This window comes from Yinghuangia seranimata (assembly GCF_029953285.1).
GTDB classification, from domain to species: Bacteria; Actinomycetota; Actinomycetes; order Streptomycetales; family Streptomycetaceae; genus Yinghuangia; species Yinghuangia seranimata.
In genome coordinates this window covers 38,600-62,838 of sequence record NZ_JASAOI010000037.1, presented here as the reverse complement: position 1 = coordinate 62,838, position 24,239 = coordinate 38,600, and the positions used below count along the sequence as shown (strand labels likewise).

The following is a 24,239-nucleotide window of genomic DNA, read 5'->3' as shown; positions in this document are numbered from 1 at the left end:
AGAACGCCGAAGCGGTGCCGTCGGACGAACCGCCGGCACCGCTTCGACTCCCCACCTCAGGAAGCGTTGAACTTCTTCAACGCGTCGGCGATCTGGTCGTGGTCCACCGGGAATCCGGGGAACCGGGCGAGGCGCTCCAGCGGGATGGCGCGGACCATCTGGCCGGCGTGCGGGTCGAACAGCATTCCGGCCATGCCGCCGCCTTCGCCGTCGACGTCGAGCGCGGCGCGCAGCCACGCCCCGGCCTCGGGGTGGGCCAGCCACTGCTCGGCGGTCGAGTCGTCGCGCAGCGGCAGGACGACGTGGTCGCCCGCGAGTTCGACGGTCGTCTCCTGGCGGATGTCGCGGGACGAGGCGCCGGCGCGGATGCCGAAGACGCCGCCCTCGACGACCCAGCGGCGCACGGCCTCGTGCCAGTACGCGAAGGCGCGGTGGCCGAGCTCGACGGTGACGGTCTTGCTCTCGCCGGGCTCGAGCGCGACGCGGGCGAAGCCGCGCAGCTCCTGCTCGGGGCGGTAGACGCTGGCCTCGGGGTCGGTGACGTAGACCTGCACGGTCTCCGTCCCGGCCCGCTCGCCGGTGTTGGTGACGGTGACGGACACCTCGACGCGCGGCTCGGCGCCGTCCGCGACCACGGTGGCGGTCAGGCCGCTGTGCTCGAAGCTGGTGTACGACAGGCCGTGCCCGAACGGGTAGGCCACGGCCAGCTTGCGGGCGTCGTACCAGCGGTAGCCGATGAGCAGGCCCTCGCCGTAGCGGACGGTGCCGAACGCTCCGGGGAACGCGCCCAGGGCCGGGTTGTCCTCGTACCGGACGGGGATGGTCTCGGCGAGGCGGCCGGACGGGTTGGCGGCGCCGAGCAGCAGGTCGGCGACCGCGCCGCCGCCGGCCTGGCCGAGCAGCCAGCCCTCGAGCAGCGCCTGGGCGCGGTCCTGCCACGGCGCGACGGTGACGACCGAGCCGTTCGACAGGACGACGACGACGCGCGGGTTGGCGTCGGCGACGGCGTGGAGCAGGTCGATCTGGTGGGCCGGCAGGTCCATGTGGCTGCGGTCGTAGCCCTCGGACTCGTACGAGGCCGGGAGGCCGAGGAACACCACGGCGACGTCGGCGGCGGCCGCGGCGGCGACGGCCTCGGCGACCAGCTCGGGGTCGGCGTCCGGCGACTCGACCTCGAAGCCCTGCGCGAAGACGACCTCGCGGCGGCCGTCGAGCGCGGTGCGCAGCGCGTCGAGGGCGCTCTCGAGGTTGGTGGGGTTGACCTGCGAGGATCCGGCGCCCTGGTAGCGCGGGCTGCGGGCGAACTCGCCGATGACGGCGACGGTGCCGCCGCTGTTCGGGTCGAGCGGCAGGATGCCGCCCTCGTTCTTGAGCAGCACGGTGCTGGCCGCGGCGGCCTCGCGGGCGAGCGCGTGGTGGGCCTCGCGGTCGAAGGTGCGGCCGGTGGGGAGGCTGTCGCGCACCCGGTCGACCAGCGTGAGCACGCGGGTGACGGCCTGGTCGACGTCGGCCTCGGAGAGCGTTCCGGCGGCGACGGCGTCGAGGATGAGCTTGGTGCCGGCGCCGCTGGACGACGGCATCTCGAGGTCGAGGCCCGCGGCCACCGACTCGGGGCGCCGGCCGGCGCCGCCCCAGTCGGAGACGACGAGGCCGTCGAAGCCCCAGTCGTCGCGCAGGACCTCGGTGAGCAGCTCGCGGCTCTCGGCCACGTAGGTGCCGTTGACCTTGTTGTAGGAGGACATCACGGTCCACGGCCGTGCCTTGCGCACCACGGTCTCGAAGGCGGGCAGGTAGATCTCGCGCATCGTGCGCTCGTCGATCTCGGCGGAGACCGTCATGCGGTCGGTCTCCTGGTTGTTGGCGGCGTAGTGCTTGACGGAGGCGCCGACGCCCTGGCTCTGCAGGCCGTTGACCCACGCGGCGCCGAGCTCGCCGGCGAGCGCCGGGTCCTCGGAGTAGTACTCGAAGTTGCGGCCGCACAGCGGCGAGCGCTTCATGTTGACGCCGGGGCCGAGCAGCACGGAGACGCGCTCGGCGCGGGCCTCGCGGCCGAGGGCCTCGCCGACCCGGTTGACCAGGTCGACGTCCCAGCTGGACGCGAGCCCTGCGGCGGGCGGGAAGCAGGTGGCCTCGACGCTGTCGAGCATGCCGAGGTGGTCGCCCTCCTCCGGCTGCTTGCGTACGCCGTGCGGGCCGTCGGACAGCATCACGGCCGGAACGCCGAGGCGCTCGACGGCCTGGGAGTTCCAGAAGTCGGAGCCGTCGAGGAGCGCGGCCTTCTCTTCCAGGGTGAGCGCGGCGAGCAGCGCGGGGATGTCCAGGCGCGGGACGTCGGTGGTCATGCGTCAACTCCGAGTTTTGCCGGTGCAAGGCGGAGCGGCCGCGCCGGGACGGGGGTCCGGGCGGCCGGTGCCGCTCACTATAGGCATGAATACCTACCACATGGTAGGTATTCGCGGTCATGAGATCATCTCCACCGGACAACGCCCAGGTCGGAACCGGTGCACCGCACCGGGGCCCGGCCCGGGGCGGCGGACGGCCGGCCCCGGCAGGCGGGGCGGCGGGCACGGGAAGGCGTCAGGGCACCATGGCCGGCGAGGCACGCCGCAGCTACGCGAAGGGGCGCGCCAAGCAGCGCGAGATCATCGAGCAGGCGATGGCGCTGTTCGGCGAGGCCGGCTACCGCGGCACGTCGATGCGCGAGCTCGCCGCGCGGTGCGGCATGTCGCACCCGGGGCTGATCCACCACTTCCCGAGCAAGGAGGCGCTGCTGCTCGCCGTCCTCGAGGCGCGCGACGAGGAGGACGCGCGGCACCTGCTGGCCGACGACGCGGTCGGCGTCGAACGCCTGCGCCGCACCGTGGACGTGGTCGAGCGCAACGCCGGACGCCGGGTCATCGTCGAGATGTTCACCGCCCTGGCCGCCGAGGCGACCTCCCCCGACCACCCCGCGCACGCGTACTTCCGCGACCGCTACCACCGCACCGTCGGCACCGCGGCCACCGACTACGAGCACGCGCGCACCGCGGACGCGCTGGCCCCCGGCATCGAACCCGCCTCCGCCGCACGCCAGTTGATCGCCCTCATGGACGGCCTTCAGGTGCAGTGGCTCTACGACCCGGCCACCGACATGGCGGGCACCGTGCGCGACCACATCCGCGCCCAGCTGACCGACCCGCTCTGACCCGACCACGCCTGTGGGCGCCGGACGTCGCCCGTGAGCGGAACGGGAGCGCGCTGGCGGAGGTGTCCCGGGCGCTCGACGCGGCGCTGACGGAGCTGGCCGCGCGAGCGGTCTTCCTGGACGACGTGCGGTCCGCCAAGACCGCCGAATTCACGCTCGACTGCCAGGAGTTGGACGCCCTGCTGGCGCCGGCCGAGCAGCTCGACGCGCCCGTGTTGGACCAGTGCAAGGCGATCCTGGCGGCGTTCAACACCGCCCGGGCCACCGTGGGCGCCGTGGAAGCGGAGATTCCCGCTCTCCAGGCGGCCCTGGACGCGGCGGCGCAGCTGTTCGACGCCCGCTTCAACGACGCCCACACGTTGGCGTCGGCCGGTCACGAGGTGAAGTTCTACGGCCCGGCGGCCCTGTTCGCGCTGTCCTCGATGAAGCACGAGACGGTCTCCTGGACGTTCACGTACCTGGAGGACCCCGCCCGGGAGAGCCGGTTCCGCCGCACCTATCCCGCCGACACGCCGCAGGACACGCTGCTGGCGGCGTACAAGCGGGTCTCCGTGGACGGCCGGACGTACCAGTCCAAGCCCGGCTACCAGCGCGTGGACCGGGTCAACTCGGCGCAGTGACCCGCGCCGGCGGGACCCGCCGGTCACGGCGAGCGCGGGGCTTAGCGCGGGGCGGCCGAGGGAAAAGGTGTACAGCCCTCGGGACGCCGATGAGAAAGCAGCCGCGATGACCTACACCGTCGATTTCCACACCGTCTCCACCGTCGGCCTGGAGTCGTCGCCCGTCGCGACCGCGCTCGCCGGTCTGCGGGCGAACGAGGCCCGCTATTTCAAGAACAAGTACGACCACGACTTCACGGTGGAGCCGGCGAGCGACGCCAAGGAGGCGGTCGACTGGGTGCACCGGATCCTCATGGAGGAACGCGACATCGTCATCGCGTCCCGGCCGCTCGAGGCCACGTCCTTCCAGGTCGAGGACATCCGGATGGCCTACGTCTTCTACGAAAGCGGGCTGTCGATCAACGTGATGTACACCATTACCGACGCCGGGAAGCGGGCGGTCGGGTTCAAGCTCTCCGACGGGATGGAGGTCCCGGAGGAACTCGCCTCGCGGTTCAAGTTCGCCCGGCAGAAGTCGAAGCTCGCGGGGACCATTCGCGGCTCGTTCTTCGTCATCAAGAACGAGTACTGAGCAGGACGTCCGCGCCCTGCGGCATAACACCCGCCCGCGCGGGGATCTTGAACGTGACGGGGGGCCGGAACGAGGCTGCCCGAGGAGTGGACCGTGGGCGACGACAACGGGTTCGTGATCGTCGGGGCCGGGCTCGGCGGCGCAAAGGCCGCCGAGACCCTGCGCGACCAGGGCTACGCGGGACGGATCGTCCTGGTGGGCGAGGAACGCGAGCGGCCGTACGAGAGACCGCCGCTGTCCAAGGGCTATCTGATGGGCGACAAGACCCGCGAGGAGGTCTACGTTCACCCGTTGGAGTGGTACGACGAGCACGACGTCGACCTGCGCCTGGGCGTCACCGCGACCGGCCTGGACGCCGCCGCACACGAACTCACGTTCGAGGACGGCTCGCGGCTCGGCTACGCCAAGCTGCTGCTCACCACCGGCTCGTCCCCGCGCAGGCTCCCCGTCCCGGGCGCGGACCTGGACGGCGTCCTCTACCTGCGGCGGCTGCCGGACAGCGACCGCATCAAGGAGGCCGTCGCGACGGCCGACCGGATCGTCGTCATCGGGGCGGGCTGGATCGGCCTGGAGACCGCCGCCGCGGCCCGCGCCGCGGGCGTCGAGGTCACCGTCCTGGAGGCGGCCGAGCTGCCGCTGCTGGGGCCGCTGGGGGCCGAGGCCGCGCGGATCTTCGCGGACCTGCACACGTCCCACGGCGTCGACCTGCGCTGTGGCGTCGGCGTCGCGGAGATCCTCGGCAGCGCCGGGCACGCGGCGGGCGTCCGCCTGGACGACGGCTCCCGCGTCGCCGCCGACACGGTCGTCATCGGCGTCGGCATCACCCCGAACACGGGCCTGGCCGAACACGCCGGGCTCACCGTCGACAACGGCGTCCGCGTCGACGCGCAGCTGCGCAGCTCCGACCCGGACGTCTTCGCCGCCGGCGACGTGGCCAGCGCGTTCCACCCGGTGCTCGGCAAGCACATCCGCGTCGAGCACTGGGCGAACGCCCTCAACCAGCCGCAGACCGCGGCCAAGGCGATGCTCGGCCAGGACGTCCGCTACGACCGCGTCCCGTACTTCTTCACCGACCAGTACGACCTCGGCATGGAGTACCAGGGCTACGTCGACCCGGGCGGCTACGACCAGGTCGTCTTCCGCGGCGCCCGCGACTCCGGCGAGTTCGTCGTCTTCTGGCTCGCGTCGGGGCGCGTCCTCGCCGGCATGAACGTCAACGTCTGGGACCAGACCGACGCGATCCGCGACCTGGTCGCCGTCCGCGCCACCGTCGACCCGGACCGCCTCGCCGACCCGAACGTCCCGCTGTCCGACGCCGTCACGACCTGACCGTCGTGCCTCGGGGGCTACCGCGTCCGGAACATCTGGAGCGGCGGCCGGAACAGGGCTTGCCCCAAAGCACGCCGCCGGTCCAGGACGATAGCCGGTGCCTTCCTTCGCTGGTGGTGCTCAACAACGGCAACGGCCTTCCGCGGTCGGCAGCGACAGGTCCGCTAAGGCTTGACGACGTCGTCCAGCCAGTCGAACGCCAGGCGGTCGTAGCCGGAGCGGTTCGTGGTCTGGCAGTGGCTGTCGTAGCCCTGGCCGCGCGGGAGGCGCAGGAGGGTTTTGGGGCCCGGGAGTTCGTCGTGGAGTCGGAGGGCCTGTTCGCTGACGGGGTCGTTCTCGTTGGCGACGACCAGGCTCGGGCAGGTGATGCGGTCGACGACGTCGGAGACCCGGTAGCGGGCCATGTCGAGCACCAGTTCGCCGAGGCCGTCGACGCCGTGCACCCACAGGGCGCGCTGCACGAACTTCCAGCGCCCGACGGGGCTGGTCGCCAACGGCTCCAGGAACGCGCCGAGTTCGGCGGTGTCGCCGTCGGCCACGCGCTCCGTCAGCTCCTTCGGGAAGTGCGCCATCATGTCCCACTGCCCCGGATCGGCGATCAAGGCCTTCACCCGGGCGTCGCCCGCGACCCCGCGCGGCGCGAGGAATCCGCCGAGGCTCCACCCGGTCACCGCGAGGCGCTCCGGGTCGACCTCGGGCCGCGTGCACGCGAAGTCGAGGACGCGGGACAGCACCGCCTCCCAGTCGGGGCGCAGCGACAGCCCCTGTTCGACCAGCGGCTGCCCCTGGCCGGGGCCGTCGACCAGCAGCGACACGTAGCCGCGGCGCACCGCAGGGATCGCGTGGGCCCAGTACATCTCGTGGATGTTGGAGTCGTAGCCGTTGACCGACACCAGCGTCGCGCGCGGCGCGCCGTTGCCGTCGTCGGCGAGGCACAGATAGCCGGGCAGGACCGTGTCCTCGTACGGCACCTCGACCGTCACGACGGGAGGTGCCGACAGCCGCGCCATGCGCGAGAAGCACTCCCGCTCCCGGGCGAACGCCGCCGTCAGGCGGGGGTCGACCGGCTTGCCGAACAGCGGCTGGTACGACGTCCGGAAGTAGGTCGTCGCCCGCCAGAACGCCTCCGCCGCGCTCCGTCGATGCCCCCGCACCAGGCTCGCCTCGCCTTCGGCCGCCACGAGCTCGGCGATCCCGGCCCACGCGGCGTACCAGGAGTCGGTGTCGCCGGGTCTGACGCGTTCCACGGCCGCCTCGACCTCGCCGGTCTCGGCGCCGCCGCGCGTGACGAGCCCGAGCGCGCGGGTGACGAACATGTCGAAGAGCGGGTCGCCGGTCCGGGTCACGGTCGCCTCCGGGTGTCCACGAGCCCCACCCCCTATTGTCCCGGCCCCTCCGCACCGTCGCGCGCCGAGCCCCCACGGCCCTGTCGCCGCGCTGCCCCATCCGTTCGCCGCCCTCGCCATCGACTTCGCCCGCGCCCCGCTCGGCACGCCGTACCTGTGGGGCGGCGACGGTCCCGCCGAGGGCGGCTTCGAACGAGTTGTCAGGCTGTTTCCAGCACGGGTCGAAGGGTGTCTCACGAGCGGCGGCCCAGGAAACGCCGGACCCGCTTCAGCCCGCGTTTTGGACCGCCGGTGGAGCGCGCCCTTTCCAGGTTCGCCCGCACCACGGCAATCATCGGATTTCCTCGGCTGAGCACGCGCTTGGCGTCGGTGAGGGTCTGCTCGAACAGCGGGATCGCCCGGCCGAGATCCCCCGCCGACTCGTACGCCCCCGCAAGGTTGTTGCGCGAGACCAGCGTGTCCGGATGGTCGGGGCCCAGCACCCGCACCCGGTCCGCGAGGGTCTGCTCGAACAGCGGGACCGCCCGGCCGAGATCGCCCGCCCACTGGTATGCGGAGGCGAGGTTGCTGCGGCAGGTCAGCGTGTTCGGATGGTCGGGGCCCAGCACGCGCTCCATGTCGGCGAAGGTCTGCTCGTACAGCGGAATCGCCCTGTCCAGGTCCCCCGCCGACTCGTACACGCCGGCGAGGTTGCCGCGGCAGGTCAGCGTGTTCGGGTGGTCGGGGCCCATCACGCGCTCGGTGTCGGTGAGGTTCTGCTCGTACAGCGGGATCGCCCGGTCCAGATCCCCCGCCGACTCGTACGCCCCCGCAAGGTTGTTGCGCGACATCAGTGTGTCCGGATGCTCTGGGCCCAGGAGCCGCACCCGGTCCGCGTGGCTCTGCTCGAACAGCGGGACCGCCCGGTCCAGATCCCCCGCCGAGTGGTACACGTACGCGAGGTTGTTGCGCGAGACCAGCGTGTCCGGATGGTCGGCGCCCAGGATTCGTTCGGCGTCGGTGAGGTTCTGCTCGTACAGCGGAATCGCCCGGTCCAGATCCCCCGCCGACTCGTACACGCCCGCAAGGTTGTTGCGCGAGCCCAACGTGCCCGGATGGTCGGGGCCCAGCACCCGCACCCGGTCCGCGAGCGTCTGCTCGTACAACGGGACCGCCAGGCCGAGATCCCCCGCCGCGTGCAACGCGCCCGCGAGGGTGTTTTGGGAGTCCAGCGTGTCCGGGTGGTCGGCACCCAGCACGCGCATGCGGTCCGCGAGGGTCTGTGCGTACAGCGGGATGGCCTCGTCCAGATCCCCTGCCGACTCGTACATGCCCGCAAGGTTGTAGCGCGAGGTCAGCGTGTCCGGATGGTCGGGGCCCAGCACCCGCGCCCGGTCGCTGAGGACCTGTTCGTACAGCGGGACCGCCCGGCCCCGGTCCCCTGTCGCGTAGGTCGCGCTCGCGAGGTTGTTGCGGGCTCTCAGTGTGTTCGGGTGGTCGACACCCAGCACCCGCTCGGCGTCGCGGAGGGTCTGTTCGTACACCGGGATCGCCCGGCCGAGATCCCCCGCCGCGTGCAACACGGCCGCGAAGTTGTTGCGCGAGACCAGCGTGTGCGGGTGGTCGGCGCCCAGCACCCGCTCGCGTGTGGTCAGGGCGCGCTGGAAGCCTTCGAGGGCGGGGCCGAGCTCGCCGTGCTCGTGTCTGTAGACGGCGGCTTGGTTGAGCGCCAGGGCGGTGTGGGTGGTGTCGTGGTCGGCGGTGTGGTGGGCGGCGAGGGCGTCGGTGTGAGGGACAAGGGCCCGGTACCGGGGCCAGTTCGCGGGGTCGCCGCTCTCGTGGGGGTAGGCGGCGGCGAGGAGTTCCGCAGCGGTGTCGCGGGCGCGGTCGATGTCGTCGGCGCTGCGGTGGGGGTCGTCCGGATCGGGGGTACGGGCGAGGGCCTGGACGAGGCGGTGGACGGACACGGTGCCGTCGTGGTTGTCGGTGACCATGTTGTAGGCGACCAGCCGGCCGACCGCGGCCACGAGCACGGGCGGGTCCGCCACCCCGTCGAGGAGGTCGCGGGGGATCCGGTCGGGGCCGTACCAGGCCAGCAGGCGCAGCAGTTCCCCGGCGAGGGGGGTGTCGGTGAGACGGTCGAGGGTCAGGCGCCAGATCCGGGCGATGGTGCGGGCCGAGTCCCCACCTTCGGCGGTGGCGGCGAACATTTCCGCGGGCCAGCGGGCGAGCATGTCGAGGTAGGCGCCGGGTGTGGTGCCGGTTTCGGCGCAGTAGGCGGCGGCCTGGTCGACGGCCAAGGCGAGGTACCCGAGTTCGGCGCAGACCGCGTCGGCGCCTTCGGTGTCGCGCGGACCATGATGGGTGAGGATGCGGGTGAACAGGTCCAGCGCGTCGGCGGGTTCGAGGACACCGAGGCGGATGGCGGTGGCGTGACGGTGCCAGCCGCTGGCCACACGGGTGGTGACCAGCACCCGACCGCCGGAGACCCGGTCCAGGAGCGGGCGTATGTGCGAGGGGTCCTCGACGTTGTCCAACACCAGCAGCCACCGGCCGGGGTGATCCGCGAGCCACCGCACCGCGCGTTCGGCCTGCAACTCGGCGGGCAGCCCCGTCAGTCCGGGCTGAAGCGCCCGGGCCAGCGCGGCCACGCCGGCGTCGACCGCGGCCGCGGTGTCCGCGGTGACCCACCATCGCACCGACTCACCCCGTCCCGCCGCCCACCGGGCCGCGAGCGCCGATTTCCCGACCCCGCCCAGCCCGTGCACCGCGTGCACGACCACGTCGCCTGGGTCGGCGAACGCCGCGTCCAACGCCCCGAGTTCGCCGGACCTTCCCACGAACAGCCCCGTCCGGATGTTCGACACACCACGCCCTGGGGCGTCGGAGGGGATCGGCGCGTACGCCTCGGCCGGGAGCACGAACGCCTGCTGCGCCTGGACGAACTGCGTCGACGAGTTGTTCACGTTTCCGCCGGCCACGATCGCGCCGTCGGTCGCGTGCAGGCCTGCGGACGCCGCCGGTTGCCCAGGCACGCCGTCGGGTTCGCGGGTCATGGGCGGAAGTCCGTGTGCGAGTCCGTGACGTCCCCGCCGGCGACGATCGCGCCGTCTCGGCCCGTCAGTCCTTCCGGGCTGCTCGTCGGACCCGCCGCAGAGGGGGGTGTGGGGGGTGTGCCGGTGTACCGGGTCGAAGAACCGGTCACGCTCCCCCTCGCCACGATCGCCCCCCGCTCACCCGTCACCGGCTCGACCGGCGCGGGCGCGGCAGATGGCGGGGCCGGCACGGGCGCGGCGGACGGCGAGGCCGGCGCGGGCTGCACACGCAGTTGCCACAGCGAGGTCCCCGCCGCGGCGACCCCGGTCACCGCCCCTACCGCGCCCCATCCCTGACCGGCCCCCTCCGGGTGCGCGGCCGCTACCCACACCACCAGGCCGACTGCCGCACCGGCACCCAGCACGGCAAGCCCCCACCAACACGCACGCACCCACCCCGTCATGCCTCCATGCTCCCCGCACCGACATGATCACGTCCGCCAAACCGGGACAAGGGGCGCCAACGTCCGGTTCGCCAGGAGATCTTCCGGCGAGACCGCCGCCTCGAACGACCGTCTTGGGCGCGGGGCCGACGGCAGACTCCCGGTCCCTCGGTTACCGGCCCCGTGTCTGCGGTGGCGACGGCCGGGGGCGTTGGCACTGTTGACGCACTCCTGGTGCGGCAGTTGCCCACTGGCATTGATCAGGAACCGGGACTCGCCCGGTCCGCCTCGGTGGTCCTGGCCGCCTCGGCTGCTTCCCGGAAGGTGCTCTACTTCGCCGGGGCGGTCGCCTTCCACCTACGCGCCGGCGACCGCAAGGGCGCGTCTCCGGCGGCGGCTCTCACCATGGCCTCCGTCGCCCTGACCCCGCTCGGGAGCTAGGTGGTGTCGAGGGCCAGGAAGGCGCGGATCCGGCTGACGGTCGTCTGCCATTGGCGGGAGAACCCCGGGCGGGCCTCGAGGGCGTCCCAGGCCGGGAGCAGTGCGGGGGCGACGTCGGTGCCCGGTGTCCATAGGTGGAGAAGATGGTCGACGACCGGCCGGAGGCGGCGTAGTGCGGTCGGGTCGGCCGCGCCTGTGCAGGCCTGCTCGGCGACTCTGCCGGCCGTGGTCAGGAGCCAGTCGTGGTGTGCCAGGTCTTCGCAGAGGGCGGCCAGGTCCGCAGGGTCGAATGCGGTATCCGCCGGCAGGTGCAGGCTCAGCGTCCGCAGCGTCTCGTCGACGACCGTGAACCGCCCGGACAGCACGGGTGCGTCCGGGTCCCTACGAGCCGACCAGCGCAGCCGGGTACGCCGAGTGCGCATCGTCGGCCGGTGGTCCAGGGCAGGCGCCCTCTGCAGGTCCATGAGGAGGGACTCGCACACGGCCCCGGTGTCGAGCGTCACGCGTACGAGGCCGGCGTCGGCGTCGGTGTCGGCGTCCGCGATGAAGCCGTCCGCCAAGGCCGGGGCGTCCGCCTTGCCGAGGACCTCGACGTCACCGAGCCGAGCGAGGTAGTGCCCCCATGGCCTACGCCGTTCCGCGTTGCAGACGAGGCGGGCCCGGACCGAGGCCTGAATGACCCGTCCGCCCACCAACCGGGCGCGGGCGAGGACGGTGCCGAGGCCTCGCCCCCGGGGCCCGGAGGCGACCGCCAGCGGGCAGTCCACGGCGCGTGCCAGGTCCGCGGAGACGGCCCGGGCCATCGGCCGTTCCGCCCAGCGCACGCGCTCCCCCGGCACCAGGTCCAGGAGGCCGGGCACCGCGCCCTCGGGCAGCATCGAGGAGTGCATCAGCAGCCCGGTGTGCACCTCGCCCACGACAAGGTGTGCCGTCACGCGCTGCCCCCGTCCGCGAGGCCGGGGAGGAAGGTGTACATGATGCGTGCGGTCACCTCGCGCGGCAGCGATATGTGCTCCGCCGCGCTGTGCTGGGCGAGTTGGTCCAGGACGGCGGGTTCGACGGCTGTGGCGTCGAGGAGGACCCGAACGGCGTGCTCGATCGGCAGGAACGTCGTCGGCAGCACGGAGAAGGTCCGGTACGCGGCGAACGGTGCCGCGTGCGGGTTGAGTTGGACGAGAGGCGGCAGGTCGTCCCAGGCCTGCGGGTAGGTGCCGGTGTCCCATGGGCGCGGCGCCAACGGCGCTGCCCCCTTGTCGCGGATCAGTCCGAGCCGGAGCAACTGCCATACCGCAGCCAGGAACGGGGAGGACCACGTGCGTTCGCCGTCGGCGTCGTCCCATAGCTCCACATCGGTGAAGATCGAGTGACGACGCGCGGTGAACTCCCGAGGCGGCGTCCACGCCGCGTGTCTGGCCATGGCTTCGGTGGCGGCGGAGGACGGCGACCGGGTTCCGTTGCTGAGCCACCCCGACTCCTGGGGAGGCGGTCGCGAGCCGTTACCGCCTTCCTCGGGGGGCGCGACCATCCGGGCGGCGACCATTCCCGCGATCGGGCGCCCGTCCGCGACGGCGCATGCCGACTCCCGGGCCAGGTAGTCGATGGTCAGCCCCGCTTCGGCGGCGGCTCCTACCAGAAGGGGGACGACCTCGGCCGGTGCCGCGAAGCGGTGGAAGTAGTCGTCGACGAGGAAGCACGTGCTGATCCGGGATCGCCCCGGCGGGCTCAACACCGCGGCCGCGGCGGGCAACATCGCGGCCACGGATCGGAATTGCCTCCGCAGGACGTCCGGCCCCGAAGCGAAGTCCTCCCGGTACAAATGCCCGACCTCCACCGACAGGTGCGACATCGGCACGGACTCGGTGCGCGGCTCCGCGGACGTCTCGCTGTACCAAAGGCCTCGGTCGTGCCCCGTCACAGGTCCCTCCACTGCGCGTCATCGCCCAGGGCTGCCGCCAGAGTGTTGAACGCCTGCATGGTGGCCGCGTTGGCGGTCTTCGGGTCCAGTACGTCCTCGTCGGTGAAGGTCTGCTCGCGCCATTGGAGCCGTCAAGGCGACAACGCCTGGCCCGGGGTTGGGCCCGCGGCCGGGAGCGTGTCCGCGCCCAGGACGCCTCCCGGGTCTCGCAGCAGGCCGTCCATGGCTGCTGCGGTTGGGGGCCGGTCGGGGAACAGACGCGTGGTGCCGGTCATGTCGAGCAGGCTTGTCATCGCGGGGCTGGGGCTGATGGTCACCGTCCCGCCGGACTCGGCGGCGACTCGTCGCGCGTGGACAAGGACGTGCAGGCCGCTCGAGTCGCAGAACGTCACCTGCTCCATGTCCAAGTGCAGGGTGGTCGGCTCGGTGCGTAGCGCCCGGTCGACAGCCTCGCGCAGTTGGGAAGCGCTGTCGCCGTCGATCTCACCCACGGCGACGACCAGCGCGACGCCGTCCGCGGCGGCGTAGTCCACCGTGAGGTAGTCGACCTGCACGGACGCCCAAGGGGCGCGCCGATACCCCTTTCGAGGCTGTCGTGCCATCAGTCCTCCCAGATTCGAGGACCGAAACGTTCGGGTCCTTGCGGTCTGGCCTTTCCACACTCCGCCGCGAGGCACTCCCCCGTCAAGATATTCAGGAAAGAAATTTCCCGTATTCAGATTCCAGAACGGTGGATCTAGCATGGACTCATGACCAGGCCCGCCGAGCAGCCGGCCCGCTGGACATTCCTGACCAGCCACGCCCGCGTACTGGCCGCTGTCGCCGACAACCCGTACGCGCGGATCCGCGACATCGCTGAGGACTGCCGTCTTACGGAACGTGCCGTCAGCGGGATCCTCAGCGACCTCGAAACCGCCGGATACCTCTCCCGGACCAGGGTCGGGCGCCGCACCGCCTACACCGTGAGCCCGGACGCCCCGCTACGGCACCCCGCCGACCAGGAGCGCGGCCGCACCGTCGCCGACACCCTGGGGATCGTCGGCGCCGACCAGCGGCACTCGTAGCCCGCGTCCTGAGCGGACACGGGCAGGCGGCACGGAGCCGAACAAACCAGCGTCAGCCAGGCAGCGCGAACCCCCTTAACGAGCACGGGTGTTTGTACGGCGAAGCCACGGGCAGCGACAACCCCGGTCCCTTCCCCCTCCGTGAGGTGACGCGCATGCCCCTGCCCAAGGATCACCGCGGCCCGATCGGCTCGCTGCGTCGTCGCAGCGATGTCCGGACTGAAACAGCGGTCACAGCGCCGCCGCTTGGACGGGCGTGGCGGTCATTCTGCTGGGTGCGACGATCGCCGGAGTCGCCTTGCCGCTGGCCGCACCATGGCTGTCCTGGACCGGACTCGGCATCACCGCATTCGGCGCGGTGCTCGGCAAGCTGATCTCCGTGCTCGGCTTCGGCATCCCGCCGGGCTACCACCAGAAGGGCGACGTCGAGCTGCGCGACGCCGTCTTCGGCGAGGGTGGCCGGGCCGTTCCGGGCTCCCGGCCGGGCCGGGCTCGGGGTAGCCGCGTCGTTCGTGGGCAGGTGCTCAATACAGCCGGGCAAAGATCGCCGTTGGTCGGCACTGGCGCCGTCGGCCGTCGAGTGGTCTTGCCCGCGGACCGCTCGGGGACCGTCTCGGGGCCGACAGGGGCGGGCGGTGAGGCGTCATGGCGGCGCGACCTGTGTGGAGCGGGGTGGTTTCCCTCGGGCTGGTGACTCTGCCGGTGAGCTTGTACAGCGCGACGAGTGAGCACACCACGCATTTCCACCAGCTCCAGCGGGGTACGTCGGACCGGATCCGGGTCCTGCGGGTGAACGAGCGCACCGGCGAACCGGTCGAGTTCGACGACATCGTCAAGGGCTACGACCTCGGTGACGGCGAGTACGCCGTCGTCGAACCCGGCGAGCTCGACGCGATCGCCCCGGGCAAGTCCGAGCTGCTGGAGGTCGACGGCTTCGTCGACCTTGAGGAGATCGCGCCGATCTTCTTCGACCGCACCTACTACCTCGCTCCGAAGGGCAGGCCGTACGCCAAGGTGTACGAGCTGCTGCGCGCCGCCCTCGCGGAGGCGGGCAAGGCCGGGATAGCCCGGTTCGTCATGCGTGCGAAGCAGTACCTCGTCGCAATACGCGCCGGCGAGCGCGTCATCGCGCTGGAGACGCTGCACTGGGCCGACGAGGTACGCGACGCCGCAGACGAACTGGACCTGCCTCGGCCTGCCGCCCCCTCGACCGGGGAGAAGCGGGCCGCGCGGGAACTGATCGACGCCATGACGATCCCGTGGAAGCCCGCCGACTACCGCGACACGTACGAGGAGAAGGTCCGCGACCTGGTCAGCGCCAAGGCCGAGGGTGGTGACGTCGTCGTCGCCGAACCCGCCCCCGAGGCCACCGAGGCCGGCGACCTCATGGCCGCGCTGCGCCGCAGCGTCGAACAAGCGGGCGGAAGGTCCCGAGCCACGGGCAAGGCACGACGTGGTGGCTCGCGCCCCAAGAGCGCGGACCGGCGTCCGAAGGCCCCGGCGGCGAGTGCCGGCAAGGCCCGTCGCACGGACAAGCGCCGGAAGCGGTCGCCGTCCGCCGAGGCCCTGGAGGAGATGTCCAAGCAGGAGCTGTACGCGCGCGCCGGCCGCCTCAACATCTCCGGACGTTCGCGGATGACGCGCGACGATCTCCTGAACGCCGTCAAGAAGGCTGACTAACACCACCATGCCCGTGCGCCAACCTGCCCTGCGCACGGGCCCGGTTCGCCGACGTCCAAGCACGTGCCGCCGAACCGTCCGCACGCGTCGACGCCCAGGCGGCCCGCATGCCGGCCGGCCTGCCCTCGCGCCCTGCCACCCCTCCGGCGGGCGCCCAGCCTCCCGCGACTGTCGACCGGACGCTTGCGGGGCACCGGGGCGAGGTGGAGCATGACGTCTAGACAGCGTGATCAGGCTTGGACTCGGGGCGGGCAGGCGGCCGTGCCGCGCCGAGGACGTGCTGCGGTCCGCCCCGAAGGGGTGAGGACGATGGATCTGCTGAGGATCTCCTCGTATCCATGGCGGTCGTGGATGGTCGTCGAGCTGTTCGGCGAGTTGGACATCGCCTCCGCCGCCGCGCTCGGCGACGCGCTGGAGGAGGTGCTGGAGGCGCGGCGTGGCGCGCGGGTCGTCGTGGACCTGTCCGGGCTGGACTTCTGCGACGCCAGCGGCCTTGGCGCCCTGGTCGCCGGATACCACAGCGCCCGCGAGCAGGGCGGCGAACTGCGTCTGGTGTGCCCCGAGGGCCTGACACGGCGGCTGCTGCGGATCACCGAGCTGACCGACCTGATGCGGGTCGCCGACACCCTGGGGCAGGCCGTCCCCGACGAGCAACCACAGGCGTCGTCCGCCGATCCGGGATCCCCGGCAGAAACGGGCACAGCCGCCCCGGCGTTCGCGGCCGACCCTCAGGTGCCGACGCACCGCAGCGACCGGCAGCGCGGGCTGTCGACGCTCCACCGCTAGCCCGCGGCGGCCACCCTCGCCCAGACACCGGAACGCACGGCATCGGCGACCTCCTCGTCACCGACAGAGGTCCGTTGCGCGGCATGCTCACCGACCGCGACGCCGTGGTCCGCGCAGTCGCCGACAGCAGGGGCCCACGCACCACCACGGTGGGCGAGATCTGCAGCAGCCCGGTGGTCGCGCTCATGCCGGACGACCCCGCCGGCAGAGACACCGAACTGTCCCCCACTTCATACCGGACCGGGTTCAACCGCAGGAGTTGAGCGGGGTATCCGAGGCGTGGGAGGCGTAATAGGTGGTCAGGTCCTGCTCCGGCGGCAGCGCGGGCGCGGACTTCTCGGGCTTGGCGCCTTCACCGCCGGTGGTCCAGCGGCCCGGCGGAGCATTCGGGTTCAGGACCGGAAGGCGGACCTGCCGGTGCTGAACTCATGACCCATCGTGTACACGGCTGCGGCCCAGCCGACACCGGTGATAGTCCATCCGAGAACGCTGAGAGCTGCTGAGACGAGGAACTTCCCGGTGACGCCCGCGTCTTCCGGGTCCATGACCGGGTTCCGGACCGCCTGGGTGACCCACGCGGCTGTGGGATGCGCCGTGGCGTCGATCATGGTGTCGCAGCCTCGGGCATGCCCACGACGCGGGGCGGCGGTTCCACTGCGTCGCACCCGCTACATGGCCTCTCATCTGTGCGGATGGCTTTTCGGCACCCACACCATCACCGCCTGCCGGCGCAGCCGGTCCGTCATCACGTCGGGTGCGCCCTGCGAGACGCGGCGCGGCGCGGCGCCATTCGTCATCAACATGTCCGGAAAATGCTAGAAATGGCGGGATGGTAAGGCCCTCTCGACAGTCCCGCCCCTCGCAATCGCGGTCTCGACGGCCGCGTCTTCCGCGCAGCATTGCGGCGCAGGTGTTCCTGCTCCAGGTGGTGGTCGTGCTGGTGTTGGTCGCCGCCGTCGTCGCGGTGTTGGTGTGGCAGGCGCGCCGGGACGCCGAGCGGGAGGCCCGATACCGTTCCGAGGCTGTCGCGCAGACGTTCGCGAACGCGCCCGGGACGATCGCGGCGATGCAGGGTCCCGATCCGTCGTCCGTGCTCCAGCCCGCCGCGGAGGCGGCCCGGGTCAGGACGGGGGTGGACTTCGTCGCCGTGGTGTCGAATGACGGCACCCGCTACGCGGACCCGAATCCGCAGCTGTTGGGGCAGCGCATCGTCGATCCGGCGCTGCAGGCCGTTCTGCGCCTCGACGTGGCGGTCAGCACCACCCACTCCACCGACCGCGGTCTGTCGGTCGTCACCGCGGTCCCCGTTCACGACGCGCAGGGCACCTCGCTCGGATTGGTCGCGGCCGGCATCACGGTCGGCCGGGTCAACAGCATGGTGGCCGGCCGGGTCTGGGTGGTGATCGGCGGCGGCGTGGCCGCGTTGGCGCTGTGCGCAGGCGGGGCCGCGCTGATCAGCCGTCGGCTTCGGCGTCAGACGCACGGCCTGGACCCCGCCGAGGTCACCCGGATGTACGAGCACCACGACGCGGTCCTGCACGCCGTCCGCGAGGGCGTGCTGATCACCGGCGGCGACGGGCGGATCGTGCTCGCCAACGACGAGGCGCGGCGCCTGCTCTCCGCGCCCGACCCGGAAGGCCGTACGGTGCAGGAGCTGCACCTGGAGCCGGGCCTGACCCGGCTGCTGGAGTCCGGTCGCGAAGCAACGGATGAGGTGCACGCCGCAGGCGGCCGGCTGCTCGCCGTCAACAAGCGCCCGACCGATCCGTACGGCTCGGCGGGCAGCGTGGCGACCCTGCGGGACACGACCGAGCTGCAGGAGCTCACCGGGCGCGCCGAAGTCACCCGGCGCCGATTGAGCCTGCTGTACGAGGCGGGCCTGCACGTCGGTACCACCCTGGACATCGCCCGCACCGCGGACGAACTCGCCGAGATCAGCATTCCGCGCTTCGCCGACATCGTCACCGTCGACCTGCTCGACCCGGTCCTGACCGGCGAGGAGCCGCCGCCCGCAGGCACCCGCATGCGGCGCGTCACCGCACGCTCGGCAGGCTTCGCGACACCTCCGCCGCTGCAACCGGCCGGAGACATGATCGTCTTCCCGCCCACGACCGCGATGGCGACCGCGCTCGCCCGCGGACGCGCTGTACTCCAAGCGGACCTGCACACCTCGGGTGTTCGGCGCGCGCCCTACCCGGACCAGGCGCACGGCCTGCTGGACGCGGGCGTGCACTCGCTGCTGACCGTGCCGCTCCAAGCCCGCGGCACGGTGCTGGGCCTGGTTACCTTCTGGCGCGGCCCCGACTCGCCGCCGTTCGAGCACGACGACGTCTCCTTCGCCGAAGAGATCGCCGCGCGCGCCGCCGTCGCGATCGACAACGCGCGCCGCTACACGCGCGAGCACACGATGGCGGTCACCCTCCAGCGCAGCCTGCTGCCGCGCGGCCTCCCCGAACAGGGCGCGCTGGAGGCTGCGTACCGGTACCTCCCCGCGCGCGCGGGCGTGGGCGGCGACTGGTTCGACGTGATCCCGCTGCCTGGGGCACGCGTGGCGCTGGTCGTCGGCGACGTGGTCGGGCACGGCCTGCACGCGGCGGCCACCATGGGACGGCTGCGCACCGCCGTGCACAACTTCTCCGGCCTCGACCTGCCGCCCGACGAAATGCTCGGCCACCTGGACGACTTGGTCAGCAGCATCGACCGGGACCAGCCGGAGCACGACGGCGACGAGGCCCAGATCACCGGCGCGACATGCCTGTACGCCGTGTACGACCCCGTCTCCGGACGCGCGACGGTGGCCCGCGCGGGGCATCCCGGCCCGGCGCTGGTGACGCCCGACGGCACCGTGGCGTTTCCGGACGTGCCGGTCTCGCTGCCGCTCGGCCTCAACGGCAGCCGGCCGATCGACAGCATCGACCTCGACCTGCCCCAGGGCTCGCGCCTTGTGCTCTACACCGACGGACTCGTCGAGGGGCGCGGCCGCGACCTGGGCACCGGCCTGGAGATGCTGCGCGCGGCGCTGGCGTCGACCGGGCCGGACGCGGATCCGGAACAGACGTGCGACGCGGTCATCACAGCGATGCTGGGCCCGCGAACATCCGACGACATCGCGCTCTTGGTCGCCCGCACCCGCGTCGTCGCCCCGGAACGTGTCGCCGTATGGGAGGTGTCCTCGGACCCGGCCGCCGTGTCGACGGCGCGCGCCGAGGCCGACCGGCAGCTGACAGCCTGGGGGCTGGACGGCATGGCGTTCACCACCGAACTGGTCCTCAGCGAGCTGGTAACCAACGCGATCCGGTACGGCAACCAGCCGATCGGCGTGCGCCTGATCCACGACCGCACCCTGATCTGCGAGGTATCCGACGGCAGCAGCACCGCCCCGCACCTGCGCCGCGCCGCGACCACCGACGAAGGCGGCCGTGGTCTGTTCCTGGTGGCCAAGTTCGCCACCCGCTGGGGCACCCGGTACACCCTGCAAGGCAAGGTGATCTGGGCCGAACTCCCCATCCAGGAAGGCATCGACGCTTCCGGCGAGGACGTCACCGATGCCCTGCTCGACCAGTGGGACGACACCGGGTGGTGACAGCGGCGGCGCGGGTACGCGTCGGCTGCGCCGGCTGAAGATCGGCGAAGGCGTCGTTCCGTCTTCGGCGTTGCCCAATCGCCCGGAAGCGATCACGGCCGGCGCCACTGCCCGCTAGAACTGACGTACATCTGGGGGAAGTCAGGGGAGGGGATCGGGCGTGCATGGGACCGGTGGCGGCAGTGAGCACGGATTCCGGCTGGGGGTCTCCGTTGGGGACCTGCGCGGCGGGGGCCGGGTCGCATGACGCCAACGCTCCTGCGCCGGCTGACACGCGCCGCATCCGGTGTGCCTCTGATCGCCTGCCTGACTCTGGTTGCCGCGTGCGGCAGCTCGGGAACGGCGGATTCGGCGCCCCCGGGTACTCCGACGGGGGACGCGCCCGCGGTGACGGCAACCGGCTCAGCCCCGGTGCCGGGCAAGCCCGGCCCTCAACTGCCGCTACACCGACGCCCGTTACAGCACCAGCACCGCCGCCGAAATCAGCCCCGACGACATCACCGCCGGCAGCCTCACCCTCCTCGGAACCGACGCGCCCAAGTCCCTCCCCGGCTGCTCCTGAGCCGACCAGGGGTCCACCCCGGGTAGGCCCAAGAACCGCCACCCGCACCGTCCCCAGGGGTCCGGTGCGGGCCGCGCGTGTCGCTCGGCGGTCTGACGTGCCGCGCGGGCGGAACTCAGCGTTGGAGGCTTCGGCCTCCGAACGAGCCGGTTCCGTCGGCCTGCGTCCAGTGGGCCTCCAGGGCGGCCTGGTCCATGGCGGCCCAGTCGGGGGCGTTCAGGACGAGGGCGTCGCCGAGGCTGCGTCCCAGGTCGACGATCGTCCGGCCGACCGCGGCGCGGCCGGCGTCGTAGGCGTTCAGGGCGTCCTGCCAGGTGGCCGCGCCGGCGATCGCCGACTCGAGGACCGTGGCGTCCTGGAGGGCCTTCACGGCACCCGCGCCGGTGTGCGGCCGTGCGACGGTCGCGGCGTCGCCGACCAGGAGGCTTCGTCCGGCGGTGTAGCGGGGCGCGGTGAAGTCGTATATCGGCTGGAGGAAGAGGTTGTCGGGGCCCGGTGCCAGAACCATCGCGCCCCAGTAGGGCGGCAGGAGTTCGTCGGCGACGTGGACGAGGTGTGCGTACAGGGCACTGGGGACGGTGCCGGGCGGGAGGCTCGTGGGGGTGTCGAACGACAGGCCTTCGACCGGAGGGGGAACGGTGTACATCACCCAGTTGACGCGCTGTCCCCTGACCTCGTCGGGGACGCGGTAGGCGACGAGGTGGCCGCCGGGGAAGACGACGTAGACGAGTTCCGTCTCGGCCCACAGGTCGGGCTTCATGAGTTCGTCGACGCCGCAGGTGCCGCGCCAGGCGAGGTATCCCGCGTAGGCGGGCCGCACGTCGGGGAAGGCGGCGGCGCGTACCGCGGAGCGGTAGCCGTCCGCGCCGATGACGAGGTCGAAGCGTTCGGTCCCGGACGCGGTGTGCACGTCGGCGTGGCCCGTTCCGAGCTCGACGGCGTCGACCGTACTGGCGTACTTGAACCGCACGTCGTGCGGGACGCGGGCCCGCAACTCCCGCCACAGCGGGCCCCAGTTGTAGGTGCGGAAGGGAGCGGGGAGCACGCCGACCGCGCGCCCGAGCGGTGTGTGCGCGTCGTCGCGCGTGTACCAGCGGCGGTGGGTGACCTGCAGCCAGGGCACGTCCGCGTCGATGTAGCCGGCCGTTTCGAGTTCCGCGTAGCGGGAGTTGTGCATGGCCAGTCCGGCGCCTCGGTCTTCCAGGCGCTCTCCGGCCCGTTCGTAGACGGTGATTTCGTCCGCTCCGCCGCGTAACGCGGCCAGCGCGGCGGCGCACCCGCCCACGCTGCCTCCGACGACGGCGACCTTTCCCCCGTGCATCTCTCCACCTCTTCGCGGTAGTTGGTTCGGTCCACCCGCATCCTCGCAGGAAGGGTCCGCACGACGGGCACCGCGTCGCGCTGGGCGGATGTCAAGATCCCGCCGTCGGCTCCGACTCTCCGGTGAACGGCGCCGCGAACGCGGCAGCCGACGATCGAGAGAGCGGGAGCAATCGTGCAGAACCTTGTGCAACAGGCCGTCGACCAGCTGGTGGAGTCGGGTGCCGAGCTGGGCGTCCAGGTCGCGGTGTACCGGCACGGCGAGCTGGTGGTGGACGCGGTGGCGGGCGTCGCCGACCCCGGCAGCGGCCGCCCGGTCACCTCGGACGTCCCGTTCTACAGCGCCTCGACGGCCAAGGGCGTGACCGCGACGGTGGTGCACGTCCTCGCGGACCGCGGCGCCCTGTCCTACGAGACCCCGATCGTGGAGCTGTGGCCCGAGTTCGGCGCCCACGGCAAGGGCAAGGCGACCGTCCGCCACGCGCTGACCCACTCCGTCGGTGTCCCGGCGGTGCCGTCCGACCTCACGGTCGAGGACCTGGCCGACTGGGACCGGATGTGCGCCGTGATCGCCGGCTCCGAGCCCTGGTGGGAGCCCGGGACCAAGACGGGTTACCACGCGATGACCTGGGGCTTCGTGATGGGCGAGATCGTCCGCCGGGCCACCGGCAAGCCGATCTCGCAGGTGCTGGTCGAGGAGGTGGCGGGGCCGCTGGGCGTCGCCGACGAACTGTTCTTCGGCGTCCCGGAGTCCGAGCTCGGCCGCCTCGCGCGCCTCAAGGACGCGCCCGGCAGCGCGGAGATGATGGCGGCGATGCCCGCCGACATGCCGCTGCTCAAGGCCACGCCGCCTGCCGTCACCCCCAGCGCCGCGTACGGCAACAACCCCGTGGTGCTCACCTCGGACATTCCCTCGGGCGGCACGATGTCCGCCCGCGCGGTCGCCAGGATGTACGCGGCGCTCATGGGTGAGGTGGACGGTGTCCGGCTGGTCTCGGACGAGCGGCTGCGTGAGATCACGGCCCTGGCCACGGCCGACGTCGACCAGATGGTCGGCTTCCCCATGCCGCGGGCGCTGGGCTACAACCTCGGCCGGCCCGGAGCCGACCCGCAGGCGACCCTCGGCGTCTTCGGCATGCCCGGCATGGGCGGCAGCGCGGCGTACGCCGACACCGCGACCGGCATCGCGTTCGCGCTGACCAAGAACCGGTTCTTCCCCGGTCCGTCCGCCGCGGTCGATCAGATCGGCGAGCTGGTCGCGAAGGCCGCCGCCGGCTGAGACTCCCCCACCCACCAGGCCGCCCCCGCGACAGTGCGTGGACAGGAAGGCCCTGTGCACGCTCAACGCGCGCATTCCCCTGGTGTCGACCTAGCGTGAATTGCGTCAACCCCTCGGCTACCAAGGACCAGATATGCCCACGATTGCGACGCAGGACGGGACCACGATCTTCTACAAGGACTGGGGCGCCGGACGCCCGGTCGTCTTCAGCCACGGATGGCCGCTCAACGCGGACGCCTGGGACCCGCAGGCCAACCTGGTCGCGTCGCACGGCTTCCGCGCGATCGCGCACGACCGACGCGGCCACGGCCGGTCGTCGCAGCCGTGGGACGGCAATTTCATGGACCAGTACGCCGACGACCTGGCCGAGCTGATCGACCACCTGGACCTGCGGGACGCCGTGCTGGTCGGCCATTCGACCGGCGGCGGCGAGGTGGTGCGCTACCTGGCGCGGCACGGCACCGACCGGGTCGCCAAAGCGGTGCTGCTGGGCGCCGTGCCCCCGCTGATGCTCAAGACCGACGCCAATCCCGACGGCACGCCCATGGAGGTGTTCGACGGGATCCGGGCCGGTGTCGCGTCCGACCGGTCGCAGTTCTACAAGGACCTGTCGGAGGCGTTCTTCGGGTTCAACCGGCCTGGTGCCGCGGTGTCCCAGGGCAAGCGCGACGAGTTCTGGTTCGGTGGGATGCAGGTCGGCATCAAGGGCGCACTGGACTGCATCAAGGCGTTCTCCGAGACCGACTTCACGGAGGACCTCCCGAAGATCGGGATTCCGGTGCTGGTCGCGCACGGCGACGACGACCAGATCGTGCCGATCAAGGCGTCCGCGCTACGCACCGCCGAGCTGCTCCCGAACGCCACGCTGCGCGTCTACGAGGGCGCCCCGCACGGCCTCAACGGTGCGTTCGAGCAGGCCTTCAACGCCGACCTGCTGGCCTTCCTCACGAGCTGACGCAGGCAGCAGGCAGCGAGCCGGTACGCCCCGACCGCACCAGCGGTCGGGGCGTACCGCCCTGCCGCCCGGCCACGCTGCCCGCACCCGAAACCTCTCCCCACATCACCCACGCCGTCCGGGCGAACAGCACCACGGCGACACGGA

The 24,239-nt window shown here is 72.1% G+C and carries 21 protein-coding genes and 1 pseudogene; 13 read left to right on the top strand and 9 right to left on the bottom strand.

What is annotated here, in order from left to right:
* Positions 1 to 56: 56 nt before the first annotated feature.
* A complete protein-coding gene (locus tag QI554_RS23050) occupies positions 57 to 2,342 on the bottom strand; it encodes a glycoside hydrolase family 3 C-terminal domain-containing protein (protein ID WP_281472101.1) in 2,286 nt (761 codons plus the stop codon).
* A 245-nt stretch (positions 2,343 to 2,587) separates the two neighbouring features.
* Here QI554_RS23050 and QI554_RS23045 point away from each other — a divergent pair, with 245 nt between their 5' ends.
* From QI554_RS23045 to QI554_RS23030, 4 genes are all read left to right on the top strand, one after another.
* Positions 2,588 to 3,184: a TetR/AcrR family transcriptional regulator gene (locus QI554_RS23045; protein WP_281472100.1), complete on the top strand. Its 597-nt coding sequence runs from the start codon at positions 2,588 to 2,590 to the stop codon at positions 3,182 to 3,184.
* A gap of 62 nt (positions 3,185 to 3,246) precedes the next feature.
* Complete coding sequence (locus tag QI554_RS23040) at positions 3,247 to 3,804, top strand: hypothetical protein (RefSeq protein ID WP_281472099.1); 558 nt, start codon at positions 3,247 to 3,249, stop codon at positions 3,802 to 3,804.
* 106 nt (positions 3,805 to 3,910) lie between these two features.
* Positions 3,911 to 4,375 carry a hypothetical protein gene (locus tag QI554_RS23035; RefSeq protein ID WP_281472098.1) on the top strand — a complete coding sequence of 155 codons (465 nt, stop codon included), beginning with the start codon at positions 3,911 to 3,913 and terminating at the stop codon, positions 4,373 to 4,375.
* Positions 4,376 to 4,468: 93 nt separating this feature from the next.
* On the top strand, positions 4,469 to 5,704 hold the full coding sequence (locus QI554_RS23030) for an NAD(P)/FAD-dependent oxidoreductase (protein WP_281472097.1): 1,236 nt from the start codon (positions 4,469 to 4,471) through the stop codon (positions 5,702 to 5,704).
* A gap of 164 nt (positions 5,705 to 5,868) precedes the next feature.
* Here the strand turns inward: QI554_RS23030 and QI554_RS23025 are convergent, their stop codons facing one another.
* Both QI554_RS23025 and QI554_RS23020 read right to left on the bottom strand, forming a co-directional pair.
* Positions 5,869 to 7,050, bottom strand: coding sequence for an alpha/beta hydrolase family protein (locus tag QI554_RS23025; RefSeq protein WP_281472096.1), 1,182 nt, complete (start codon positions 7,048 to 7,050; stop codon positions 5,869 to 5,871).
* A 233-nt stretch (positions 7,051 to 7,283) separates the two neighbouring features.
* Entirely contained in the window at positions 7,284 to 10,085 is a 2,802-nt protein-coding gene (locus tag QI554_RS23020) for a tetratricopeptide repeat protein (RefSeq protein WP_281472095.1), read from the bottom strand.
* Between the two features lie 665 nt (positions 10,086 to 10,750).
* On the opposite strand from QI554_RS23020, the gene QI554_RS23015 reads away from it, so the two are divergent.
* Positions 10,751 to 10,948, top strand: a complete 198-nt coding sequence (locus QI554_RS23015) for a hypothetical protein (RefSeq protein ID WP_281472094.1) — start codon at positions 10,751 to 10,753, stop codon at positions 10,946 to 10,948.
* On the opposite strand, the gene QI554_RS23010 is transcribed toward QI554_RS23015, so the two are convergent.
* The 3 genes from QI554_RS23010 to QI554_RS23000 all read right to left on the bottom strand — a co-directional run bounded on the left by QI554_RS23010 (position 10,945) and on the right by QI554_RS23000 (position 13,465).
* Positions 10,945 to 11,883 carry an SCO2521 family protein gene (locus QI554_RS23010; protein ID WP_281472093.1) on the bottom strand — a complete coding sequence of 313 codons (939 nt, stop codon included), beginning with the start codon at positions 11,881 to 11,883 and terminating at the stop codon, positions 10,945 to 10,947. The genes QI554_RS23015 and QI554_RS23010 overlap by 4 nt on opposite strands.
* Positions 11,880 to 12,863, bottom strand: coding sequence for an SCO2522 family protein (locus QI554_RS23005; RefSeq protein ID WP_281472092.1), 984 nt, complete (start codon positions 12,861 to 12,863; stop codon positions 11,880 to 11,882). The genes QI554_RS23010 and QI554_RS23005 overlap by 4 nt, the downstream gene beginning before the upstream one ends.
* A 131-nt stretch (positions 12,864 to 12,994) precedes the next feature.
* A complete protein-coding gene (locus QI554_RS23000; RefSeq protein WP_281472091.1) occupies positions 12,995 to 13,465 on the bottom strand; it encodes an STAS domain-containing protein in 471 nt (156 codons plus the stop codon).
* A 147-nt stretch (positions 13,466 to 13,612) separates the two neighbouring features.
* Here QI554_RS23000 and QI554_RS22995 point away from each other — a divergent pair, with 147 nt between their 5' ends.
* The 5 genes and pseudogenes from QI554_RS22995 to QI554_RS22975 all read left to right on the top strand — a co-directional run bounded on the left by QI554_RS22995 (position 13,613) and on the right by QI554_RS22975 (position 16,656).
* Complete coding sequence (locus QI554_RS22995; RefSeq protein ID WP_281472090.1) at positions 13,613 to 13,927, top strand: helix-turn-helix transcriptional regulator; 315 nt, start codon at positions 13,613 to 13,615, stop codon at positions 13,925 to 13,927.
* 238 nt (positions 13,928 to 14,165) lie between these two features.
* Positions 14,166 to 14,621, top strand: a pseudogene (locus QI554_RS22990) (HGxxPAAW family protein); the annotation flags it as partial.
* Between the two features lie 8 nt (positions 14,622 to 14,629).
* Positions 14,630 to 15,607, top strand: a complete 978-nt coding sequence (ku, locus tag QI554_RS22985; RefSeq protein WP_343230808.1) for a non-homologous end joining protein Ku — start codon at positions 14,630 to 14,632, stop codon at positions 15,605 to 15,607.
* A 309-nt stretch (positions 15,608 to 15,916) separates the two neighbouring features.
* A complete protein-coding gene (locus tag QI554_RS22980) occupies positions 15,917 to 16,393 on the top strand; it encodes an STAS domain-containing protein (RefSeq protein ID WP_281472088.1) in 477 nt (158 codons plus the stop codon).
* A gap of 83 nt (positions 16,394 to 16,476) precedes the next feature.
* Positions 16,477 to 16,656: a CBS domain-containing protein gene (locus tag QI554_RS22975; protein ID WP_281472087.1), complete on the top strand. Its 180-nt coding sequence runs from the start codon at positions 16,477 to 16,479 to the stop codon at positions 16,654 to 16,656.
* Positions 16,657 to 16,785: 129 nt separating this feature from the next.
* On the opposite strand, the gene QI554_RS22970 is transcribed toward QI554_RS22975, so the two are convergent.
* Together QI554_RS22970 and QI554_RS22965 are read right to left on the bottom strand one after the other, a co-directional pair.
* Complete coding sequence (locus QI554_RS22970) at positions 16,786 to 17,001, bottom strand: hypothetical protein (RefSeq protein ID WP_281472086.1); 216 nt, start codon at positions 16,999 to 17,001, stop codon at positions 16,786 to 16,788.
* 72 nt (positions 17,002 to 17,073) lie between these two features.
* A complete protein-coding gene (locus tag QI554_RS22965) occupies positions 17,074 to 17,196 on the bottom strand; it encodes a hypothetical protein (protein WP_281472085.1) in 123 nt (40 codons plus the stop codon).
* A gap of 26 nt (positions 17,197 to 17,222) precedes the next feature.
* On the opposite strand from QI554_RS22965, the gene QI554_RS22960 reads away from it, so the two are divergent.
* The gene (locus QI554_RS22960) at positions 17,223 to 19,976 is read left to right on the top strand and encodes a SpoIIE family protein phosphatase (protein ID WP_281472084.1); all 2,754 of its coding nucleotides are present in this window, start codon (positions 17,223 to 17,225) and stop codon (positions 19,974 to 19,976) included.
* A gap of 677 nt (positions 19,977 to 20,653) precedes the next feature.
* On the opposite strand, the gene QI554_RS22955 is transcribed toward QI554_RS22960, so the two are convergent.
* Complete coding sequence (locus QI554_RS22955; RefSeq protein WP_281472083.1) at positions 20,654 to 21,859, bottom strand: FAD-dependent monooxygenase; 1,206 nt, start codon at positions 21,857 to 21,859, stop codon at positions 20,654 to 20,656.
* A 174-nt stretch (positions 21,860 to 22,033) separates the two neighbouring features.
* Here QI554_RS22955 and QI554_RS22950 point away from each other — a divergent pair, with 174 nt between their 5' ends.
* Both QI554_RS22950 and QI554_RS22945 read left to right on the top strand, forming a co-directional pair.
* Complete coding sequence (locus QI554_RS22950) at positions 22,034 to 23,137, top strand: serine hydrolase domain-containing protein (RefSeq protein ID WP_281472082.1); 1,104 nt, start codon at positions 22,034 to 22,036, stop codon at positions 23,135 to 23,137.
* Positions 23,138 to 23,270: 133 nt separating this feature from the next.
* On the top strand, positions 23,271 to 24,092 hold the full coding sequence (locus tag QI554_RS22945) for an alpha/beta fold hydrolase (protein WP_281472081.1): 822 nt from the start codon (positions 23,271 to 23,273) through the stop codon (positions 24,090 to 24,092).
* The last annotated feature ends 147 nt before the right edge of the window (positions 24,093 to 24,239 follow it).

Coding starts and splice junctions, on each gene's coding strand:
- QI554_RS23050 (WP_281472101.1), bottom strand. CDS start 2,342: ATGACCACCGACGTCCCGCGCCTGGACATCCCCGCGCTGCTCGCCGCG.
- QI554_RS23045 (WP_281472100.1), top strand. CDS start 2,588: ATGGCCGGCGAGGCACGCCGCAGCTACGCGAAGGGGCGCGCCAAGCAG.
- QI554_RS23035 (WP_281472098.1), top strand. CDS start 3,911: ATGACCTACACCGTCGATTTCCACACCGTCTCCACCGTCGGCCTGGAG.
- QI554_RS23020 (WP_281472095.1), bottom strand. CDS start 10,085: ATGACCCGCGAACCCGACGGCGTGCCTGGGCAACCGGCGGCGTCCGCA.
- QI554_RS23000 (WP_281472091.1), bottom strand. CDS start 13,465: ATGGCACGACAGCCTCGAAAGGGGTATCGGCGCGCCCCTTGGGCGTCC.
- QI554_RS22995 (WP_281472090.1), top strand. CDS start 13,613: ATGACCAGGCCCGCCGAGCAGCCGGCCCGCTGGACATTCCTGACCAGC.
- QI554_RS22980 (WP_281472088.1), top strand. CDS start 15,917: ATGGATCTGCTGAGGATCTCCTCGTATCCATGGCGGTCGTGGATGGTC.
- QI554_RS22975 (WP_281472087.1), top strand. CDS start 16,477: ATGCTCACCGACCGCGACGCCGTGGTCCGCGCAGTCGCCGACAGCAGG.
- QI554_RS22970 (WP_281472086.1), bottom strand. CDS start 17,001: ATGATCGACGCCACGGCGCATCCCACAGCCGCGTGGGTCACCCAGGCG.
- QI554_RS22965 (WP_281472085.1), bottom strand. CDS start 17,196: ATGTTGATGACGAATGGCGCCGCGCCGCGCCGCGTCTCGCAGGGCGCA.
- QI554_RS22960 (WP_281472084.1), top strand. CDS start 17,223: ATGGTAAGGCCCTCTCGACAGTCCCGCCCCTCGCAATCGCGGTCTCGA.
- QI554_RS22955 (WP_281472083.1), bottom strand. CDS start 21,859: ATGCACGGGGGAAAGGTCGCCGTCGTCGGAGGCAGCGTGGGCGGGTGC.
- QI554_RS22945 (WP_281472081.1), top strand. CDS start 23,271: ATGCCCACGATTGCGACGCAGGACGGGACCACGATCTTCTACAAGGAC.